This window comes from Paenibacillus sp. FSL L8-0340, from assembly GCF_038593145.1.
Classification (GTDB): domain Bacteria; phylum Bacillota; class Bacilli; order Paenibacillales; family Paenibacillaceae; genus Paenibacillus_AQ.
Window position 1 is genome coordinate 21,162 of record NZ_CP151967.1, and the last position, 14,815, is coordinate 35,976.

A 14,815-nucleotide genomic window follows, 5' to 3' on the forward strand; every position below is an offset into this window, starting at 1 on the left:
CATCACCTTTGGAGAGGTAACACTCCAATGTATCGCCTACAAAACTTTTAGGAGGGAACGAAGATGAACTTAATCATCGCAATTATCCAGGATAAAGACAGTAACCGGTTGTCCAGTGAGCTGGTCAAGGCAAACTTCCGTGCAACCAAGCTGGCCAGTACAGGCGGATTTCTACGCGCAGGGAATACCACATTTATGATTGGTGTAGACGATACTCAGGTAGATGCTGTACTTAGTGTTATCCGAAATAGCTGCAAGGTGCGTGAGCAGCTTGTTACTCCGGTAACTCCTATGAGCGGTACGACGGATTCATATTTACCACTTCCTGTAGAGGTACAGGTAGGCGGAGCAACAGTATTCGTGCTTCCTGTTGATCGTTTTGAGCATTATTGAGCATAATACCGGTGCAATCCCATGATAAGGACGGTAGATACCTTTGAAAATCAATCCGGGCTACAGGCCCCTAAAAAGCGAGCTGCCGACTAACGAAGAAGGTAGAAGGCCCGTTCAGCAAAAATCATTCACTGATGTATTCCATCAGCAGGGTGAACAGAAAACGATAGATGAGCTTAACCGCCAGATTAAAGATATCCAGCAGCAGGGCGATCGGCTATCCAAATCCATGACGGTCCGCGAGCTGGCGATTTACCGCAATATGATCAAAAAGTTTCTGGAGGAGACTGCGCGCCGCGGAGTCATTCTGAAGGATACGAAGGGCTGGGACCGTCGCGGCAGGAGTAAAAGGTATAAACTGCTGGAGGAGATCGATGCCGCGCTGCTGAACTTGGCGGATGACTTGCTGGAAAGTGAGCATGGCCGTATTGATCTGCTGGGACGGGTTGGAGAGATCCGCGGAATGCTGATTAATCTTGCTTTTTAAAAGAGTTGGAGGAATTTATGCCTTTTCATGATATATTAGGCCAGGAGGATGCCAAACGCCTGCTGCAAAATGCATTGCGCAAAGAAGCGGTCAGTCATGCCTATCTGTTCACCGGACCTTCCGGGAGCGGACAAATGAAGACAGCACTGATGTTCGCGCAAGCCATATTTTGCACCGTACTCCAGGACGATGCCTGTGGTGAATGCCTGGAATGCCGCAAGGTTGAGCATGGCAACCATCCGGATTTAACCCTGCTGAAGCCCGAAGGGGCAAGTCTTAAGATCGATCAGATCCGTGAGCTGCAGCGTGTTTTTTCTTACCGATCGGAAGGAATTAACCCGAAGGTTTATATTATAGAAGGAGCGGATAAAATGACGGTGCAAGCCGCCAACAGTCTGCTCAAATTTTTGGAGGAGCCACCTGCTCCGGCAGTAGGCATTTTAATCTCCGATAATAGCAGTTCCCTGCTACCAACGATTCAGTCAAGGACTCAGCGTATTCCGTTTAGCCCGCTGCATCCGGATATTATGCTCCAGGCGTTATCCGGCGAGGGGGTTCCTGTGCCGCTAGCCCGGTGTGCAGTATCGCTGACTTCAGGTCTTGATGGCTGCAGGGAACTTTTGGCACAGAATTGGTTTGCAGAAATGAGAAATCTAGTGTTACAATTAGCTAAGGAGTCTTTGGGCAAAGGCAGCACTGCCGTAGCAACCGTAGGGCAGAAGCTGTTCAAGGCCGGGCTCGGTGAACATTTGGATATTCTTTTCAGCATGTTCCATCTTTGGTTTAAAGATATGCTTTACTTCCTGTACCGAAGACACGAAAGCATCGTTTTCATAGATCAGTTAGACTTTATTTCCAGACATGCCCGTCAGCGGAGTACGGAACAATGGGTGGCTTATATGGAATTCGCGGCGGAGAGCAAGCGGAGGCTCCGGTCCAATGCCAATGCCCAACTGTGTCTGGAGCAGTTCTTAATCCGACTGGAAAGTTAAAGGGTTAGTTATGATATATCCTCTATATGTCGCTTCAGCCTGGAAGTATGGGTTTAACGGATAAGGAAGGACAAGCATGGATCATCAGAGAGCGGACTTGCTTAAGGGTTCCTTTACCGGCAAACAAGGGGGTTAATTTTTGTACAGCGTAGTAGGTGTCCGCTTCAAAAAAGCGGGTAAAATATATTATTTTGATCCGCTTGATTTCCCGATTGAACGCGATCAATGCGTTATTGTTGAGACGGCAAGAGGGGTTGAATACGGTAGAGTTGTCGTTGGCAAAAAAGAGGTGCAGGAAGCGGATGTTGTATTGCCTCTCAAGAAGGTCATGCGTATTGCCGGAGAAACCGACGCACGTGTGGTTGAAGAGAACAAAGGTGCAGCCAAGGAAGCTTTTACCACCTGTTTAAATAAAATTCGCGATCATGGGCTCAAAATGAAGCTAGTGGATGTGGAGTTCACGTTTGACCGCAATAAGATTATTTTTTATTTCACTGCCGAGGGACGCGTCGATTTCCGCGAATTGGTCAAGGACCTGGCAAGTATTTTCCGTACCCGGATCGAGCTGCGGCAGATTGGTGTGCGTGATGAGGCTAAGATGCTGGGTGGTCTGGGGCCTTGCGGACGAGTATTGTGCTGCTCCTCCTGGCTTGGAGATTTCGAGCCGGTGTCGATCAAGATGGCTAAGGATCAGAACCTTTCGCTTAATCCGACAAAGATCTCGGGTTTGTGCGGACGGCTGATGTGTTGCCTGAAGTTTGAGCATGATAATTACGAAAGCACGAAGGAAGAAATGCCGGCGGTAGGCAAGATTGTCGTAACCTCACTCGGTGACGGCAAGGTGGTAGGAATTAATGCCGGAACCCGCACGGTTCATGTACAGCTGTTTGAAGTGGGCAAAGTTAAGGAACTTCCAATGGATGATGTTGTCGTCAAGTAAACCATATAAGGTTACTTTCGGGGTGGAAACTTGGAGAAGATAAATATATTTGCACACATGCAGGAGATGGAAGCGCAGATGGAAAGCATGCGCGCAAGTCTCGGAGATTGGAAACAGACGGTTAAGGAACTGATGGAAGCCAATCAAAGGCTTAGTCTGGAGAATGAACAGCTCCGCAAAATATTGAAGAGGGACGCACCTTTGGACCCTGCCGTTGATACTGCGGAGGCGGAAGCTCTTTTGGCCGCCAGAGAGGGAACAGAAGAGGTAGTTGGGGAAGGTTATGACAATCTGGCCCGGCTGTATCATGAAGGCTTTCACATCTGCAATGTCTATTTCGGCCATTTGCGCACAGAAGGTGATTGTCTGTTCTGTCTTTCTTTTCTTAATAAATGAGGATATCCAGCCGTAGGAGATTTACGCCTACGGTTTTTTTTGAATTTAAGGGCGTAGACTGATGAAAGAAAGGCACAGGCTCAGGCAAAACTAAGCGTATGCTTCCGAAGCGAGTTTTGTTTCGCAGGATTTCATTGAAGTATATGCTCAGGCAAAACTAAGTCTATGCTTACGAAGCGAATTTTGTTTCGAAGAATTTCATTGAAGCATAGGCTCAACAAAACTTTTAGGAGATTACAATGACGAATTTTTCTAACGAAATACCTGTTCCTCTACTGCTGCCAACGGAGCGGGTGGATGATTTATTGACTCATGATCTGCGGATTATTCAGAGTGATGAAGTGTTCAGCTTCTCAATGGATGCCGTACTGCTGGCCCGGTTTGCGGGTATACCGCCACGCGGCAGAGTACTTGATCTTTGTACTGGCAATGGAGTTATTCCGATACTGCTCACTACACGTACCAAAGCTTCTATAGAAGGTATTGAAATTCAGCCGCGTCTGGCGGATATGGCACGCCGTAGTGTAGCCTTAAATGGACTGCAGGAGCGGATTAAGATACATGAAGGGGATTTACGCGAACTGCATAATGATGCTGGATACGGTGTATACGATGCGATTACCGTTAATCCGCCGTACATGCCGCTTAACGGAAGCGATCTCAAGTTGAATACACATCAGGCGATGGCCCGCCATGAGCTTGGCTGCACGCTGGAAGAGGTGATTCAGGCATGTGTAAGACTGGTTCGCACCGGAGGCAAGGTAAGTATGGTACACAAGCCACAGCGTCTGGTAGATATTATCAGCCTGATGAGACAAAACAGACTGGAGCCGAAGCTGATTCGTTTCGTGCATCCAAGAGCACATTTGGAAGCCAATATGGTATTGATTGAAGCTGCACGCGATGGAAAGCCTGAGGTGCGTTTACAACCGCCGCTGATCGTATATAATGAGGACAATCAATACTGTCCAGAAATTATGGATATTTATTATGGAAACAAAGAGGGTAAATGATGACTATAACATGCCAAAGCAGCTTTCAAAACAACAATGATGGAATTAAACCGCCAGGATGCGGTTGTCTTTATCTGGTCGCTACGCCAATCGGCAATCTGGAGGATATGACTTACCGTGCAGTCCGCACTTTAAAAGAATGTGATATTATTGCCGCCGAGGATACAAGACAGACGCGTAAGTTACTGAGCCATTTTGAAATTACGCCTTCCATGCTGTTCAGCTATCATGAGCATAATAAGGCTGCCAGTGGACCGGAACTGATCCGCTATATAATAGAAGGTAAAAATTTGGCGCTTGTCAGCGACGCCGGTCTGCCGGCAATTTCCGACCCTGGAGCAGATCTTGTAGCATTGGCTGTCAGCCACCATATTCCGGTCATTCCAATTCCCGGAGCTAACGCGGCTTTGTCAGCTTTGATTGCCTCCGGCTTGCCGACTACAAGCTTTACCTTTGTCGGGTTCCTGCCCAGGGAGCGTAAGGATATCCGTAGTGTATTATCCGCTGTTCGTTCTGTGCAGGGGACTTTGCTGTTTTATGAATCTCCGCACCGGGTAGCCAAAACCTTGGTTCATCTGCAGGAGGCATTCGGCAACCGCCGGGTGGTGCTGGCCCGTGAACTGACGAAGCGTTATGAGGAGTTTCTGCGCGGCACGATTGAGGAATGTTCTGCTTGGCTGGCCGAACATCCGCCGCTTGGCGAATATGTAATCGTGGTTGAAGGGGAAAGCAAAGAAGAGGCTGAGATTGCTGAATCCTCCTGGTGGCGTGAGCTCAGCATTGAGCTGCATGTCGCTCACTATGAAAACGCAGGAATGGCACGGAAGGAAGCTATGAAAAAGGCCGCCGCAGACCGTGGCTTGGCCAAACGCGATATTTACAATGCATTGTTGGACAGGGAGTAAAGGGCGTTTGCCTCCGTAAGCGATTCCCGCAGGGAGAGCGGGCAAAAGCAGAAAAAGCAGCTCACCAGCCAGCAGCCAGTAACCGCTAAAGTCACTGGCCCGTGCCACCGTAAAGCGATTCCCGTAGGGAGAGCGGGCAAAAGCAGAAAAAGCAGCTCACCAGCCAGCAGCCAGTAACCGCTAAAGTCACTGGCCCGTGCTACCGTAAAGCGATTCCCGCAGGGAGAGCGGCTTTATCGCCCAACCGTTGCAGGGCAGCGCCTTCGCGCAGCCGCCATAGGCGCACGGCCTATGGCGAAATCCCTCGGATGGCAAGGCCCTGAGGGCGTGCCCGAAAGAGGGCCGGTCCACCGTCACAGTTACTCCTTTACGCGCGGCCACAAATTAGACAAGCTTCCGGGTGTCCAGAGGGCCGGGGCCCTTGGGGCCCTCCCTGTAGGGAGGGTTTGGGAGGGTAAAAAAGCATAAAAAATACCTCCCGCATCAACGGGAGGCCAAGGAGATATAAAAAGGTTAGAATTAACAATTTGATTAGTTCCTATTATAACCTATTTGTTCTAGTTTGTCACAGGGGTAGGGATAGCAGAAATGCATTCATGACAAACTATTTTTCCTTTGAAATAGGTTACATTCTCAGCATTGCCGCAGAAAATGCAAGCTGGCTCGTATTTTTTAAGCATGATCCGCTCACCGTCCACGTAAATTTCGAGCGCATCTTTTTCTCCAATGCCCAGGGTACGGCGCAATTCGATCGGAATAACAACCCGTCCAAGCTCATCTACTTTTCTTACAATTCCTGTTGATTTCATCATTACAATCGTTGCTCCTCTCAATGTTCAAAAGCGTCATTATTCGACATTGTTCACCGTTTTATGATATTTATAATACCAACCATTCCCAAAACAGTCAACCTTTTTTGAGGCTAATTTTAAGGAATTTTTTAATAAAACTTTTATATCGCCTACATTACACATAAATTCATACAAATGCAGATAAAATTAAATTGTCGATTTGTAAAACGATAAAATGACACAATTCGACAAAGTGCGACATAATTCATTATTATACTACCTATTACCTCTTATTTCTAATTATATTATTCGAAGGAGTTGAACACATGAAGCAACCGCTGACAGAAGAGAAGGTTTTCAAAGATCCGGTTCACAACTATATTCACGTGCAGGACACAATTATCTGGCGATTGATCAATACCAAGGAATTTCAGCGTCTGCGGCGCATCCGTCAGCTTGGCACCTCCTATCTAACCTTTCACGGTGCAGAGCATAGCCGATTTTCACACTCCCTGGGTGTCTACGAAATTACACGCCGTATCATTTCGCAGTTCGAGCGAAGCGGGTATAAGGATTGGATGCCGGAGGAGAGCCTGCTTACTCTATGTGCAGCGCTGCTGCATGATTTGGGGCATGGCCCGTTCTCCCATTCTATAGAAGAAGCCTTTGAAATGAACCATGAAGACTGGACCTGCCGGATCATTCTGGAGGACACGGAGATCACCGCGATTCTGCGGGATGTGGCAGAGGATTTTCCCGGCAAGGTAGCATCGGTAATCTCCAAAACTTATGAGCATGAAATTGTAGTCAACTTGGTTTCCGGCCCTCTGGATGCTGATCGCATGGATTATCTGCTCCGCGATGCATACTACACGGGAGTAAACTATGGGACGATTGATATTGACAGGATTCTAAGAATGCTGCGCCCATACCATGGAAGGGTAGTGGTTAAGGAGTCAGGGATGCACGCCATCGAGGATTACTTAATGTCGCGCTATCAAATGTACTGGCAGGTATATTTCCACCCGGTCACACGCAGTTCCGAAATCATTTTGCGGCAAATTTTCCGCAGAGCCAAAGAACTGTACCAGAGCGGTTATGAATTCCGGTTCATGATTGATCCTTTAGGTGATTTGTTCCGCGGAGAGGTCACGGTGGAGCAATATCTGCTGCTAGACGAAGCTATGATCCAGACCGCCTTCATGCAGTGGACTTTGGAGAAGGATGAGTTGTTAAGCGACTTGTGCAGCCGGTTTATTCATCGTAAACTGTATAAATATGTAGAGATGGAGAACCTTGATTCCGAGACGATTGACGAAATACGCCGCAGCTTTGCCGTGGCAGGGCTAGATGCCGATTATGATCTGGAAATTGATTTTCCAACAGATTTGCCCTATGATGTGTTTCGTCCGGGACAAGGCTTTGACAGCAAGCAGATTCTGCTGCTTGACCGCCATGACAAACTGAGGGAGATCTCTGAAGTTTCAGATATCGTACGCTCCATCAGCGGAATTCACCGCGGCCGTTATCACCTGTATTTTCCACAGGATAAGCTGCAGAAAGCCCTTCCAATGCTGCCTACTTCAATCGCAGAAATCTTTGCAAAGTAATCCAAAAATACTTGGAATTCATCATAGAAATTATGACAGAAAAGGGGATGTAACATGCAATTGTTCGACACGCACACCCATCTGGATGCTCCGCAATTCGACGAGGACCGCGAAAGGGTAATCGCCAATGCGCTCGAGGCAGGAGTTACCAAAATGATTAATATTGGCTTTAACAGGGAAACAATCCCAACGACCATGAAGCTTGCTGAAACCTATGACTATATTTATGCAGCCGTCGGCTGGCATCCGCAGGATGCCATAGACATGAGGGACGGTGATCTCGAGTGGATCGCCTCACTGTGCAGTCATAAAAAAGTAGTCGCCATCGGAGAAATTGGGTTGGATTACTATTGGGACACCTCTCCCAAAGAGGTACAGCATGAAGTGTTCCGCAAACAAATCGGACTAGCCCGTGAACTGAAAATGCCGATTTGTATTCATAACCGTGATGCTCATGAAGATGTGGTGCGTATTCTCCGTGAAGAGAAGGCTGATGAAATAGGCGGAGTGATGCACTCCTTCTCCGGAAGCTGGGAAATAGCCAAAATGTGCCTGGATTTAGGCTTTCACCTGTCCTTCGGCGGCCCGATTACATTCAAGAACGCCAGAGTGCCAAAAGAGGTGCTGGCCCAGACTCCGATGGACCGGCTGCTGATTGAAACGGACTCGCCTTATTTGACACCGCACCCTTTCCGGGGCAAGCGAAATGAGAGCGCACATGTGAGATTAGTAGCAGAGGCTGCCGCGGAAATAAAAGGGATTGATTTACAGGAATTGGCGGAAATTACGTATGCGAACGCACTGGAACGATTTGGAATTGTCTGAAATCGGGAGTAAAAGCGGTGAAAAATGAAGTATAGCCGATATATTAAACTTTTTTAATTTAAAAACGGCTGAATATTACAATATTTTAATCATTTTTTTGCGTAAACGTGGTTGAATCGTCCTTTACAACATGCATCAAAACAGGATATCATCTTTTCAGTGCAGTGAGCTGTTGTTACTGTGACAGTCACTGAATCATGGATCGTCTCGCTGAGTCTCCGTATGGAGAACGGGGGAACCAATAATGCCTGCCGCATGTCCGTACATAGAGTACAACACAGAAATGCCGCAGAATTTATTTGATTTCTTCACGTGGTCTTTGGGGTGAATTTGAGGGCAACCGCCGTGAGCGGGTGACCTAAGATAGGGCGTCTCTCTTATGCCCGAACCCGACAGCTAACCCCGTAAGCGCAAGTAAGAGAGGAAACCTCGTGCATAAACATTCCCGCGTATTCTGACATCCGGAGAAGCCACGAAAGAGTCCTCTGTGAACTCTTTTTTGGGCTTTTTTTGTTTTGAATAATGCGAATGTTCCCAGCATACTGTTATATAACAGGTATCTGGAGTAATTATGCCGGGCAGGCGATCCATGAGCAGGAAACGCTAAAGCAATGCGGGCGTATCCTGTTGCAATCTCAAACCTAGTTTCGTCAGCAATCATTCAGTCACCTTGATATACAACTTGACGACGGGGCTATGTAAGGAGGATGGAGAGAGTGGGCGTATTCCAACCAGAAGTATCCCATGATTCGCAATCATCCAGCAGGTCTTTCGCATTACGGTGGAAGCAAGTGAATCCTCGCTTACTTTCGCTTGCAGGTGCGGTATCAATCGTTATCGCGCTGCTCATTCTGCTGTACGTACACGGTCAGAGCAAGAAAGAGATATTTTTAGTAATAGACGGGAAAGTACAGACGCTGGAAACGCGCGAAGCGCTGCTCAGTGATGTGCTGGCTAAGGAACAAATTTCGCTGCAGCCGCATGATGAATTATCTATTGGCCTTAGTGATGAGATACAGGACGGCGACCGTGTCGTGATCAATCGTGCACAGAAGTTTAGTCTCACTGCGGATGGAGCAACAAAAACAATGTACACCACCGAAGACACTATCGGTGACGCCATTAGCAAACTGGGTTTAAGCCTGGAGAGCAGTGACAAAATATACCCTTCGCTTGACACCACAGTATCGGCCGGCATGGAAATTAAAATTGTCCGCATCAACAAGCAAATTGTAGAGCGGAAGCATAATTTGCCATTCCAGGTCATTAAGACCTCAGATCCTTCCCTGAACAAGGGGACCGTAAAAGTGGCACAGTTAGGCGCACCAGGCGTCATGGTCCAGCATATCGAGAAGGTCTACCAAGATGGAGAACTGGTCTCTATGCGCATGATTGGCAAGGAAGTACAGACGGTTACCAAACATAAAATTGTTTATGTTGGTACGAAGCCCCTGCCAAAGCCCGTTGTAGCTGCTGTGACAACTTCCAAAAAAAGTACGGCATCCAAAACAACCAAAGTTTCCGCAAAAAGCAGTAACGTCGTGCACAAGGCAGGCGTAGATTTCCAATACAAGAAGATGATCAAAAATGTGTCGATGACAGCCTATTCTTCGGAAGAGCCAGGCATTGGGACCCGCACGGCTTCTGGCACACGCGTAACAGAAGGCCGGACAATAGCTGTGGACCCGAATGTAATTCCTATCGGCTGGTGGGTGTACATTGAGGGATTAGGGTTTCGCCGAGCAGAGGATACCGGCGGTGCCATCAAAGGCAACAAGTTAGATGTTTATTACGATTCACTGAGCCATGCCCGTAATTTCGGCCGCAAGTCCCGGACTATTTATGTGATCGGTCCAGTGAAGCCGGAGTTGAATTAACGTGGTCCGCTTTTGCAAATTAACGGTTTATAAGCTATAGTGAGGGTAGCACTGACAGAACGGGCTGCCGCTCATCACTTATACATTCTTTAGCCAAAAAGAAGGGGAGCGAATCCTCTTCTTTTTGTGTTTTACAGGAAGGAGCAACGTGTATGATTAAGGAATTAATTGTGGTGGAAGGCAAGAGTGATACGGTTGCCGTCAAGCGGGCGGTGGAGGCCGATACGATAGAGACTGGCGGTTCAGCGGTAGACCGCAAGGTTATCGCCAAGATAGCGCTGGCAATGGAACGCAGAGGCGTGATCATCCTTACGGATCCCGATCATGCCGGCGAACGCATCCGCAAGATTGTTTCCTCCAAGGTGCCAGGCTGCAAGCATGCATTCATCCCGGAGAAGGATGCCACACGCAAGGGGGATATCGGTGTTGAGAATGCATCACCGGAAGCGATCCGTCATGCGCTGCAGCATGTACATACCTCCTTTGAGGGGGCCCCTGCCCTTATTGGGCTGGAGGATCTTATGGAGGCGGGCATGCTGGTGCATTCGCGAGCGGCTGAGCGCAGGATGGCGCTTGGCAACGTGCTTGGCATCGGGTATTGTAACGGCAAACAGCTATACAAGCGGCTGGCTATGTTTGGCATCACGCGGGAAGAATTCTCCGGAGCTCTCGCACAAATTGATCAGGGAGGCATTACCTCATGAGTGGCAATAACAAGATCTCATCGCCAGTACGGACCAAAGAAATTATTCAGCGCTACGGTTTTTCGTTCAAAAAAAGTCTGGGACAGAACTTTCTGATCGACCAGAATATCCTTGATAAAATAGTGGACGCAGCAGAATTAACTGACTCTGCGGGCGCCCTGGAGATTGGTCCGGGTATCGGAGCACTTACTGAACGGCTGGCCATGGCTGCGGGTGCGGTGACTGCTGTAGAGATCGACCGCAGACTGATTCCGATTCTGCGGGATGTACTGTCTCCGTACCCGCATGTCAAAATTCGCAATGATGATGTGCTGAAGGTAAACCTCCAGGAACTGTTCACAGAGGATTTTGCAACCGTCGACAAAGTAAGTGTGGTTGCCAACCTGCCGTATTATGTGACAACTCCTATACTGATGAAACTGCTGGAAGAGAAACTTCCGCTGGATAATATCGTGGTAATGATCCAGAAGGAGGTTGCTGAGCGTATGGCGGCTTCTCCGGGCGGCAAAGAATATGGAAGCCTCAGCATAGCCGTGCAGTACTACAGTGAGCCTGAGCTGGTCTGTATTGTGCCGCGTACGGTCTTCATCCCGCAGCCGAATGTGGAATCTGCTGTAATCCGGCTGAAGGTCAGAGAACGTCCTCCGGTGGATGTAGCTGATGAGAAGCATTTCTTTGAGGTGGTCCAGGCTTCCTTCACCCAGCGGCGTAAGACAATAGCAAACAATCTCAAGGCCCGCTTCTTCCCTGGAGAAGGCCGTGAACGCCTGGAGGCTCTGCTGGCTGAGGCTGGCATAGAGCCAACCCGCCGCGGGGAGACGCTGAGCCTTGCGGAGTACGCCCGGCTTAGCGCTGTGCTGCTGGCGGCAGGAATCGCCTAGAGTATGCAGCGTGAAACATCGCGCTTTATCTTTTGAAAATGCGGCTGTTGAAGAACCAACCATGACCTTTGCCCATACGATGGGGATAGAGGTGGTGTTGTCATGAATTTAGGAGACTTGGTCGTCCGCAAATCTTATGGTGGAGATGTAACTTTCCGGGTGGAGAACATCGTGCAGAGTGGAGCTGTAATCAAAGGCACAGAATTCCGCCTTTTGGCGGATGCTCCCCTGGACGACTTGGTTCAAGTGCCGCCTACCCGTATTACAGAACGGGGACAGCAGGCACAGATCAAAGCAAAGGAATCATTGACAAGGTTGCGTAAGGACCGTCAGGAACAGAGCCAGCGCAGCGGAGAAACTGTTGCCGGAGGCTGGCCGCAATCCCCCAAGGAGGCGGCTTATTTCGAGGTGCCGGGCAAAGTGCTGCATTTGGACGGCGATGCGCTTTATTTGAACAAAAGTCTTAGCTTGTATGAACAGCTGCGGATTCCCGCGGAAGGGCATCATGTTCATGAGTCCAAAATGGCGGAGACATTATACCGGCTTCTGCCTCGTGTGCGTCCGGATATCGTAGTTATAACTGGCCACGACGGGGTGCTGAAACAGCCGCATACTTATGATCTCTATAGTCTTAGCAGCTACAAAAATTCGCAGAACTTTGTGGCTGCTATTGGGGTTGCAAGGGAATATGAACGGAACTTTGATGCCCTGACCATTGTGGCGGGAGCCTGCCAGTCGCATTTTGAGGCACTGCTGGGGGCGGGGGCCAATTTTGCCAGCTCACCGGGGAGAATCCTGATTCATGCGCTGGATCCGGTCTATATAGCAGCCAAAGCCTCTTTTACCTCGATCCGTGACACTGTCAGTCTAGGCGATGTACTGAATCATACCATCAGCGGCAACCAGGGAATGGGCGGAATAGAGACACGCGGCAGCTTCCGGATTGGAATGCCTCGCCTGCAAAATCTTTCCGCGCTGAAAGTTACCCCGTCGGCGATATAGTATCATGGTCCCGGAAAAGCCGTACGCAATAATTTTCCAGAATGGCAGGAACAAAAAAAGGAAAGGATAAGCATAACGCTTTTCTTTTCCTTTTTTTGTTGTGGAAGCCGGACAGGCGGCGACAGCCTCCGGTATATTATTACCGATAACAAGGCGCCTCGGCCGGGAGTCTTTCGTTCTAAAAAAATTCCGTTGACAACTTTTTTGGCATCATCTATAATTATTTATTTGCTTTGACAATGTTTGTGAAAAGTTGTATAATGGACAAGGAAAGAGGTGGTCGTCAGGTAATGGCTAATAACGCGCTGTTGGAAATTAAACGCAGTCTCGAAGCTCACGTCGGTCATAAGATCACGTTGCGTGCAAACGGTGGACGTCGTAAGACCGTTGAACGCACCGGTGTCCTGGAAGAAACGTACCCTTCTGTATTTATTGTCAAACTGGATCAGGAGCAGCAAACCTTCAAGCGTGTCTCCTATAGCTATGCCGATATTCTTACGGAGTCTGTGGAGATCACAGTTTGCGAAGACGATGGGCAAATGCGAATTATGTATATTAAGGCTTAAGTGTTACGGACAGTCTCCTATGGGGGCTGTTTTTTGTTTTGTGAATATAACAACAGTGTGAACGGTTTCTTCGCGGGTTGAATGATCATTGCCCCGGTACAGCATACTAAAGGAGCAATAAGCTAATCATCTACTACCCTAAGGAGGAATTCCGCTAATGAGCCGCAGAAAACGAGGCATGATGTCGGAGGAACTGAAGACGGAATTGGCTAAGGAGCTTGGATTCTACGAAACGGTAGAGCGGGACGGCTGGGGTGGAATCCGGGCCCAGGATGCAGGGAATATGGTGAAGAGGGCGATTCAGCTTGCCGAGCAGGCTGCCCGGAAGTCTTAACCGCTTATGTGCTGAAAAATGGTAATAAAAAAGGGGAACCGTCCTTGCGGCGTTTCCCTTTTTGGCCTGTCCAAACTTTTGATAATGGACTTCGTTACAAGTTTCTCATATAATATGTTAAGTTGTTTTTACGGGAAAAGCTGAAGGTGGGTGAACGCCTTGAAAATGTATGAGAAAGCGCCGGCCAAGATCAATTTGATGCTGGATGTGCTTCACAAGCGGCCTGACGGATTTCACGAAGTGGAAATGATTATGACCATGGTGGATCTGGCGGACCGTTTGGAGCTATCAGAGATGAAGAGAGACTCGATTATTATATCAAGCCAGGCGGGATATATTCCGCTCGACGAGAAGAACCTTGCCTTTCAGGCTGCGAGGCTTATTAAAGACCGTTATAATGTGAAGAGCGGTGTACATATCCATCTGGACAAAAGAATTCCGGTCGCTGCCGGCCTTGCCGGCGGCAGCAGCGATGCGGCAGCAACGCTGCGCGGCCTGAACAGGCTCTGGCGCCTTGGTATCCCGGCGCAGGAGCTGCAGGAACTGGGCGCCGAGCTGGGCTCGGACGTGCCGTTCTGCGTCACAGGAGGCACTGCCCTGGCAACGGGGAGAGGCGAGCGGCTGACTCCGATTGAGAATCCGCCGCAGTGCTGGGTCGTCCTGGCGAAGCCACCGATTAATGTATCGACGGCTGAGGTGTACGGACGTGTACGGGCGAATGACATTGCGGTGCATCCGTCGGCAACGCGGATGCAGGAGGCCATTGCAGCGGGCGACTTCAACGCAGTCTGTGCGGGGCTAGGCAACGTCCTGGAGGATGTGACGCTGAAGCTCCATCCAGAGGTGCAGCAGCTGAAGGAAGCCATGATGAAGCTGGGTGCAGATGGAGTGCTGATGTCCGGCAGCGGACCGACCGTCTTCGGTCTGGTATCCAAACAGTCGAAGGTAGCCAGAATTTACAATGGACTGCGCGGATTCTGTAAGGAAGTTTACGCGGTACGTTCGCTGAGCTGAAGAGCTTCCAGAGAAACGGCTAGCAACTGTCAAAGGCAGAGCAGCCGTTTCTTCTTGTGTAAATCCGTACAAAAGTGATATTATT

The 14,815-nt window shown here is 49.0% G+C and carries 17 protein-coding genes and 1 riboswitch; of the genes, 16 read left to right on the forward strand and 1 reads right to left on the reverse strand.

All coding sequences use genetic code 11. The annotated features are described in order from the left end of the window. Positions 1-63 precede the first annotated feature (63 nt). The 7 genes from NST07_RS00090 (at position 64) to rsmI (ending at position 5,126) form a co-directional block, all read left to right on the forward strand. Entirely contained in the window at positions 64-393 is a 330-nt protein-coding gene (locus NST07_RS00090; protein WP_038584327.1) for a cyclic-di-AMP receptor, read from the forward strand. Between the two features lie 43 nt (positions 394-436). Beyond that, on the forward strand, positions 437-880 hold the full coding sequence (locus NST07_RS00095) for a YaaR family protein (RefSeq protein ID WP_341089007.1): 444 nt from the start codon (positions 437-439) through the stop codon (positions 878-880). A gap of 17 nt (positions 881-897) precedes the next feature. Then, positions 898-1,872, forward strand: coding sequence for a DNA polymerase III subunit delta' (gene holB, locus NST07_RS00100; RefSeq protein WP_341089008.1), 975 nt, complete (start codon positions 898-900; stop codon positions 1,870-1,872). Positions 1,873-2,011: 139 nt separating this feature from the next. Continuing rightward, positions 2,012-2,812: a stage 0 sporulation family protein gene (locus NST07_RS00105; RefSeq protein ID WP_341089010.1), complete on the forward strand. Its 801-nt coding sequence runs from the start codon at positions 2,012-2,014 to the stop codon at positions 2,810-2,812. A gap of 30 nt (positions 2,813-2,842) precedes the next feature. After that, positions 2,843-3,208, forward strand: coding sequence for a DNA replication initiation control protein YabA (locus NST07_RS00110; RefSeq protein ID WP_341089011.1), 366 nt, complete (start codon positions 2,843-2,845; stop codon positions 3,206-3,208). Positions 3,209-3,447: 239 nt separating this feature from the next. Next, positions 3,448-4,221, forward strand: a complete 774-nt coding sequence (locus NST07_RS00115; protein ID WP_341089013.1) for a tRNA1(Val) (adenine(37)-N6)-methyltransferase — start codon at positions 3,448-3,450, stop codon at positions 4,219-4,221. Next, complete coding sequence (gene rsmI, locus NST07_RS00120) at positions 4,221-5,126, forward strand: 16S rRNA (cytidine(1402)-2'-O)-methyltransferase (protein WP_038584344.1); 906 nt, start codon at positions 4,221-4,223, stop codon at positions 5,124-5,126. Before NST07_RS00115 ends, rsmI begins: the two co-directional genes overlap by 1 nt. A 557-nt stretch (positions 5,127-5,683) precedes the next feature. On the opposite strand, the gene NST07_RS00125 is transcribed toward rsmI, so the two are convergent. Then, positions 5,684-5,938 (reverse strand): AbrB/MazE/SpoVT family DNA-binding domain-containing protein, encoded by a 255-nt coding sequence (locus NST07_RS00125; RefSeq protein ID WP_019914502.1) that lies wholly within the window; start codon positions 5,936-5,938, stop codon positions 5,684-5,686. Between the two features lie 305 nt (positions 5,939-6,243). On the opposite strand from NST07_RS00125, the gene NST07_RS00130 reads away from it, so the two are divergent. The 9 genes from NST07_RS00130 to ispE all read left to right on the forward strand — a co-directional run bounded on the left by NST07_RS00130 (position 6,244) and on the right by ispE (position 14,730). Continuing rightward, positions 6,244-7,527, forward strand: a complete 1,284-nt coding sequence (locus tag NST07_RS00130; RefSeq protein ID WP_341089014.1) for an HD domain-containing protein — start codon at positions 6,244-6,246, stop codon at positions 7,525-7,527. 54 nt (positions 7,528-7,581) lie between these two features. Next, on the forward strand, positions 7,582-8,352 hold the full coding sequence (locus NST07_RS00135) for a TatD family hydrolase (protein ID WP_341089016.1): 771 nt from the start codon (positions 7,582-7,584) through the stop codon (positions 8,350-8,352). A 198-nt stretch (positions 8,353-8,550) separates the two neighbouring features. Then, positions 8,551-8,778: riboswitch (cyclic di-AMP (ydaO/yuaA leader) on the forward strand. A gap of 290 nt (positions 8,779-9,068) precedes the next feature. Next, positions 9,069-10,229: a ubiquitin-like domain-containing protein gene (locus NST07_RS00140; protein ID WP_341089017.1), complete on the forward strand. Its 1,161-nt coding sequence runs from the start codon at positions 9,069-9,071 to the stop codon at positions 10,227-10,229. A gap of 152 nt (positions 10,230-10,381) precedes the next feature. Continuing rightward, positions 10,382-10,933 carry a ribonuclease M5 gene (gene rnmV / locus NST07_RS00145; RefSeq protein ID WP_341089019.1) on the forward strand — a complete coding sequence of 184 codons (552 nt, stop codon included), beginning with the start codon at positions 10,382-10,384 and terminating at the stop codon, positions 10,931-10,933. Next, on the forward strand, positions 10,930-11,814 hold the full coding sequence (gene rsmA, locus NST07_RS00150) for a 16S rRNA (adenine(1518)-N(6)/adenine(1519)-N(6))-dimethyltransferase RsmA (RefSeq protein WP_341089021.1): 885 nt from the start codon (positions 10,930-10,932) through the stop codon (positions 11,812-11,814). Before rnmV ends, rsmA begins: the two co-directional genes overlap by 4 nt. A 102-nt stretch (positions 11,815-11,916) precedes the next feature. Next, positions 11,917-12,816: a sporulation peptidase YabG gene (gene yabG / locus NST07_RS00155; RefSeq protein WP_038584361.1), complete on the forward strand. Its 900-nt coding sequence runs from the start codon at positions 11,917-11,919 to the stop codon at positions 12,814-12,816. 290 nt (positions 12,817-13,106) lie between these two features. Beyond that, entirely contained in the window at positions 13,107-13,382 is a 276-nt protein-coding gene (locus tag NST07_RS00160) for a Veg family protein (RefSeq protein WP_019914493.1), read from the forward strand. Between the two features lie 157 nt (positions 13,383-13,539). Next, entirely contained in the window at positions 13,540-13,716 is a 177-nt protein-coding gene (locus NST07_RS00165) for a small, acid-soluble spore protein, alpha/beta type (protein WP_019914492.1), read from the forward strand. Positions 13,717-13,875: 159 nt separating this feature from the next. Then, positions 13,876-14,730, forward strand: coding sequence for a 4-(cytidine 5'-diphospho)-2-C-methyl-D-erythritol kinase (ispE, locus tag NST07_RS00170; RefSeq protein WP_340895699.1), 855 nt, complete (start codon positions 13,876-13,878; stop codon positions 14,728-14,730). The last annotated feature ends 85 nt before the right edge of the window (positions 14,731-14,815 follow it).

What these genes read in the sequence shown, in the direction of transcription:
- yabG (WP_038584361.1), top strand. Translation starts at nt 11,917, where the DNA reads ATGAATTTAGGAGACTTGGTCGTCCGCAAATCTTATGGTGGAGATGTA.
- NST07_RS00125 (WP_019914502.1), bottom strand. Translation starts at nt 5,938, where the DNA reads ATGATGAAATCAACAGGAATTGTAAGAAAAGTAGATGAGCTTGGACGG.
- rnmV (WP_341089019.1), top strand. Translation starts at nt 10,382, where the DNA reads ATGATTAAGGAATTAATTGTGGTGGAAGGCAAGAGTGATACGGTTGCC.
- NST07_RS00090 (WP_038584327.1), top strand. Translation starts at nt 64, where the DNA reads ATGAACTTAATCATCGCAATTATCCAGGATAAAGACAGTAACCGGTTG.
- rsmA (WP_341089021.1), top strand. Translation starts at nt 10,930, where the DNA reads ATGAGTGGCAATAACAAGATCTCATCGCCAGTACGGACCAAAGAAATT.
- NST07_RS00160 (WP_019914493.1), top strand. Translation starts at nt 13,107, where the DNA reads ATGGCTAATAACGCGCTGTTGGAAATTAAACGCAGTCTCGAAGCTCAC.
- NST07_RS00130 (WP_341089014.1), top strand. Translation starts at nt 6,244, where the DNA reads ATGAAGCAACCGCTGACAGAAGAGAAGGTTTTCAAAGATCCGGTTCAC.
- holB (WP_341089008.1), top strand. Translation starts at nt 898, where the DNA reads ATGCCTTTTCATGATATATTAGGCCAGGAGGATGCCAAACGCCTGCTG.
- NST07_RS00135 (WP_341089016.1), top strand. Translation starts at nt 7,582, where the DNA reads ATGCAATTGTTCGACACGCACACCCATCTGGATGCTCCGCAATTCGAC.
- NST07_RS00115 (WP_341089013.1), top strand. Translation starts at nt 3,448, where the DNA reads ATGACGAATTTTTCTAACGAAATACCTGTTCCTCTACTGCTGCCAACG.
- rsmI (WP_038584344.1), top strand. Translation starts at nt 4,221, where the DNA reads ATGACTATAACATGCCAAAGCAGCTTTCAAAACAACAATGATGGAATT.
- NST07_RS00165 (WP_019914492.1), top strand. Translation starts at nt 13,540, where the DNA reads ATGAGCCGCAGAAAACGAGGCATGATGTCGGAGGAACTGAAGACGGAA.